Below are 306 nucleotides of genomic sequence, written 5' to 3'. Positions count from 1 at the left end.
CCCACATTCATCCGTACATGTACGGATGAATGTGGGAACCCGATACCCTGAGGGCCGGATCGGCCGGCCCCGGGAGATCGGAGGACGGCATGTCCGGAAAGATGAAAAGGGGCTCCGCAAGGGCGGTCCCGAGGGCCTACGGAAGGCTCACGAGGCACGAGCGGGACACGGTCCAGAGGATGCTGGAGCGCAGGGCGTCGTGCAGGGAGATCGCGAGGGAGCTGGGCAGGTCGCCCTCGACGGTGAGCGCCGAGGTGTCGTCGCACAGGTTCGTCGCCGCGCCCAAGCCCAGGCGCGGCGAGCGCG

At 68.6% G+C, this 306-nt stretch carries 1 protein-coding gene; it reads left to right on the top strand.

The features are described from left to right. Positions 1–29: 29 nt before the first annotated feature. Positions 30–306: helix-turn-helix domain-containing protein (locus tag DXC67_RS10740; protein WP_369831365.1), on the top strand; the 277-nt coding region annotated here is incomplete at its 3' end.

This window comes from Collinsella sp. TF07-1, from assembly GCF_003437235.1.
Lineage (GTDB): Bacteria > Actinomycetota > Coriobacteriia > Coriobacteriales > Coriobacteriaceae > Collinsella.
Note: the sequence above shows the minus strand (reverse complement) of the source record. Positions and strands in the feature narration are given on the sequence as shown.